This window comes from Paenibacillus sp. 01T422 (assembly GCF_056398785.1).
Map to the genome: position 1 here is coordinate 1 of NZ_JBFTQB010000759.1, position 4,316 is coordinate 4,316.

The 4,316-nt window shown below is 45.0% G+C and carries 5 protein-coding genes; all 5 read right to left on the bottom strand.

Translation table 11 applies throughout. The features are described from left to right. The coding region (locus tag AC1DUA_RS30625) for an MGH1-like glycoside hydrolase domain-containing protein (protein ID WP_477503338.1) at nucleotides 1-943 on the bottom strand (943 nt) is incomplete at its 3' end. Nucleotides 944-1,045: 102 nt separating this feature from the next. Then, nucleotides 1,046-2,158, bottom strand: coding sequence for an ABC transporter substrate-binding protein (locus tag AC1DUA_RS30630; protein WP_477503339.1), 1,113 nt, complete (start codon nucleotides 2,156-2,158; stop codon nucleotides 1,046-1,048). A gap of 112 nt (nucleotides 2,159-2,270) precedes the next feature. Then, the gene (locus AC1DUA_RS30635; RefSeq protein ID WP_477503340.1) at nucleotides 2,271-3,110 is read right to left on the bottom strand and encodes a carbohydrate ABC transporter permease; all 840 of its coding nucleotides are present in this window, start codon (nucleotides 3,108-3,110) and stop codon (nucleotides 2,271-2,273) included. 4 nt (nucleotides 3,111-3,114) lie between these two features. Then, entirely contained in the window at nucleotides 3,115-4,032 is a 918-nt protein-coding gene (locus tag AC1DUA_RS30640) for a carbohydrate ABC transporter permease (protein WP_477503341.1), read from the bottom strand. Between the two features lie 86 nt (nucleotides 4,033-4,118). Beyond that, a partial coding sequence (locus tag AC1DUA_RS30645; RefSeq protein WP_477503342.1) for a helix-turn-helix transcriptional regulator occupies nucleotides 4,119-4,316 on the bottom strand: 198 nt, incomplete at its 5' end.

Genomic DNA, 4,316 nt, shown 5'->3' on the forward strand with positions numbered 1-4,316 from the left:
AGTATTTTCGCAACGCTTGATCGAAAAATGCTTGATCGCCTACTTCACAAGCAAGCACACGCAGAAGGACATCCGATTGAACTCGGACCAACTCGTCATTTTTATCCCGATCATAGAAGAACTGATCCTCTTCATCGAAACAGTATTGGAATAATCGGTTTAAGCTGATTGCAGCTTTTTCCCGCCAGGGTTCACCGCTTTCCCCTAGCTCTTCCGCAATTTTCGCCAAATAAAGTCGCTGACAATAGACATTTGCTGTTAAATCAGGTGCAATGAAAGGCAGGATCGGAGAATCTGGGTTATATTCTCGCGGATCGTTCCTATGCGGCGTATCTGGTACATGCCAGAAACGCGGCGATAAGTCATGACCTGTATCGAACGTACAGAACGCTTCCACAGCATCTGTACCGCGCGTATTGCGATAAGTGGCTAGCCACTCATCATAGCGCTGCATGGCCGAGTACATTTTGCGCAAAAATGTCTGATCCTTTCCATTCATTTGATAGTGATTCCATACGCTTCGCGCAAGTGGTGTCACCAACTGAATTTGTCTATACGCCGGTCCCGTCTCAGTCAATTTATAGGGAATTAAACCATCCTCGCGCTGATAATCAGCGAACATTTCATACGTCGTTTGCGATACGGACGGAAGAAACCGTGAAAGCAGCTCGGCATTAATCGTACCCGTGCTTTCCAGCCAACAACCTAAATAGATGCCGCCTTCGTGTAAAATGGGCTTGTCGCCAAGCGTTGGCACTACGCAATCCAACAATTTACGGAGCGCCTCATAGTAGACATGCTCGAATTTATTGGAGGAAGCAGCAAATTTCACGCCATGCTGCATCCATTCTTTCACCACTTGACCATCGGAAGCTTTTTTCAGCTCACCGAGCTTTTCCTCCGTTTGAATGCCGCGAAGTTTCGTAAGCAAATCTTCTCTCATGCTTCTGCCTCTTTTCTTGTTACTATATGGAATTCCAGCATCCTCATTCAGCAGATGTGGAAAAGACTGCCAGTGGCAGTCTTTTCTCCCGTAAGCGGTTTCCTATTTGTTATTATTGAATATTTTCACAGTCCCGGTATAGAAGTCGGCTACACCTTTTTTCACATCTTTTTTACCAAAGCCGATTTCTTGGACGGTAGTTTCAATTAATTTTGTATACTCCGTATTGCCCGGAGGGTTGTAGCTGACAGCAAACGGTTCTTTATTCGTCGCTGCTGAAACACGGCTCGTGAATTGGACTAACTCCAGTTTATCTGGGATCAAGTTCTGATGAGCGCCTAGCTGGTTGGAAGCGAGTAAGCTCATTGCGACTTTACTTGTAACAACGAGTGATTTACTCGTATCAGACGGAGGATTAGACACCTGCAAGGCCGGTGTTACAACACCGCCAGCTTTGGTCATCGTATCCCATAATCCGAACCACTCTTCCGCATCCTGCTGCTCAAAGCCAAGCTTCGCGTTATCCATGTCGTAAAGCATTTTGCCTCTTTGCTTTAAATAAATATCCATGCCATCAACGGTGAAATTGTATGTGCCGAATACATCTTTGCCGAGCTTATCAGAAATCTCTTTGCTGGTTTTTCCGAATTCCTCCCAAGTCCAACCATCTTTCGGAACGGGAATACCGGCTTTTTTGAACATCTCCGTATTCACTACGATACCCCTTGCATTCGCTCCGGCAGAGACATGTATAAGCTTGCCTTTAAATGTCCCGTACTGAATCATGGATTTATCCATATCGCTGAGGTCAAGTTCTTTGCCTACATAAGGGTCCATCTCTAGCAGAACGTTTTTATTGGCATAATCAACAACGTTTCCGCCAAGGAAAAATGCATCAGGTGCTGTGCCAGAAGCTAGTTGCGTATTGAGTTTATCGAAGTAACCGGAGCTTGGCGCGAACTCACCGACAATTTTGATATTCGGATTTTTCTCTTCGAACTTGCGAAGCGCTTCATTCGTGCGATCGGCACGTTTTTGATCGCCCCACCACATAAGTCTTAGCTCAACTGGCTCCGCTTTAGTTGCTCCGCTTGCTGGTGCTGTACTTGTCGCTGGCGTGTTAGTTGTGCTGCTGCCTGTACCCGTACCTGAGGAACAAGCTGATGTTACTGCCATCAACATGGCCAACGTTGTCATGATCAACCTTTTTTTCATAGATAATTTCCCCCTGCTTATAGTGTGATGATCGTTGATACCCTGATCGTAAAGCATTTTCAACTTACATAGAATGTCATTTCTTCGGGTGTTGACTACTCAATTTTTCGGGTTATTTCAGTCCCGTAGTCGCGATGCCTTCTAAGAAATATTTCTGGAAGGATAGGAATATCGTCATTATCGGTACCAGCGAAAGCACTGACATCGCAAGCAGCGCGCCCCAGTCCGACTCCCCGGAAGGATCAAACAAGGACCGGATACCTAGTTGAACCGTAAACAATTTGATGTTGTTCAAATAAATCATTTGCGAGAAAAAATCGTCCCACGTCCAGATGAAGGTGAAAATAGCGGTTGTAATTAAGGCTGGAACCAGCAGCGGCATCATAATCCGAAAATAGATTTGACCTTGTCCGCAACCGTCAATCGTAGCACTCTCATCAAGCTCTTTCGGAATTCCTCGAATGAACTGCACCATGAGTAATATGAAGAAGGAATCGTGTGCCAGCCATTTGGGTACGATCAGCGGTAAATACGTGTTAATCCACTCAAACTTGTTATAAATAATGTACTGTGGAACTAATGTGACATGGTAAGGAAGCATAATCGTCACGAGCATGAGGCTGAACCAAAGCTTTTTGAATCTGAAATCCAACCTGGCGAATGCATAAGCAGCAAAAGAACATGTGATGATATTCCCAAGAACAGAAAGCACTGAGATTTGTGCAGAATTCAGGAAAAATCGTCCAAAAGTCGTACCCTGCAGCCCTTTCCAACCATTAATATAATTGTCAAACGTAAACGTTGATGGCCAAAGACTCGTAGTTGAAAAAATCAGCTGATTCGGTTTAAACGATGCGCTCAAGAGCCACAAGACGGGGTACAACATCAGCAAGCCAAAAGCGATAATCAACAAATGCTTCAGTAGTTTTGTATAGTTCCTATTCACAGTCATTGAATCATCCCCTTTCGTCCTTGCCATCRCCATAAAATACCCAATACTTCGAAGTCAGGAACACAATAGCCGTTAATACGCCAATCACAACAAGCATGATCCAGGCTAGCGCTGAGGCATAACCCATATCGAAGAAAGCAAATCCTTTCAAATACAGATACAGGGTATAAAATAAGGTTGAATTAACCGGCCCTCCGCGCCCATCACCGATAACATAACCTGGCGTAAACACTTGGAACGAGTTAATAATGCTCATGACGAGATTGAAAAAGATAACGGGCGACAAAAGCGGTAGTGTAATTTGAAAAAACTGCCTGATCTTTCCTGCACCGTCGACTTGCGATGCTTCATACAGATCAGCAGGCACTTGCTTAAGTCCAGCCAGAAAGATAACCATCGCCGATCCAAACTGCCACACCGATAACGTAATGATCGTGGACAAAATATAGTCTGGATGTGCAACCCATGCGGGTCCTTGAATGCCAAACCAGCTCAAAAATTGGTTGAATAATCCATCTCCGTCGAATATTTTACGCCAAACGATCGCAATCGCAACGCTTCCCCCAAGTAGGGACGGGATGTAATAGACGGTTCGATAAACCCCTAGCGCTCGAATTCCTTTATTCAGCGCCATGGCCACCAGTAAGGCGAAAATCAATCTAAGAGGCACGGACAGAAAGGCATATTGGAAAGTTAGACCCATGGAATGCAGAAAGGAGTCATCTTCCTTGAAGATTTGCACATAATTGTCCAGTCCTAGCCACCGGGGGCTGTTCAGCAAATTGAATTTCGTGAACGATAGATAAAGGGAACCTAACATCGGTCCAAGCGTTAAACAGAAAAATCCGACTAACCAAGGTAATAAAAACAAGTAGGCTGTACGATTTTGCCGCGAAAGGGCGGTTTTACGTAGAGATGACATGAGCGCCCTCCTCCTTCGTGATCGTTTCGGGTGACGATGTGTCACCATTAGGATCATCATAAGGATTTACGGCGCTCCTTTGAATGCTATTTCTTCGGTACTTGATTATCAAATTTTTCAGGTGTTTTCAGGCGTACGCGATAATCGGATGGCGAGGTACCGTACATGCGTTTAAATTTTGAGCTAAAATAACTCGCATTCGAAAAGCCCGTCAGCTCTGCAATATCCCACAGACTGAGCATTGTTTCCTCTAGCAGCTGCACAGCCTTCGCCATCCTCACATC

What these genes read in the sequence shown, in the direction of transcription:
- AC1DUA_RS30630 (WP_477503339.1), bottom strand. Translation starts at nt 2,158, where the DNA reads ATGAAAAAAAGGTTGATCATGACAACGTTGGCCATGTTGATGGCAGTA.
- AC1DUA_RS30635 (WP_477503340.1), bottom strand. Translation starts at nt 3,110, where the DNA reads ATGACTGTGAATAGGAACTATACAAAACTACTGAAGCATTTGTTGATT.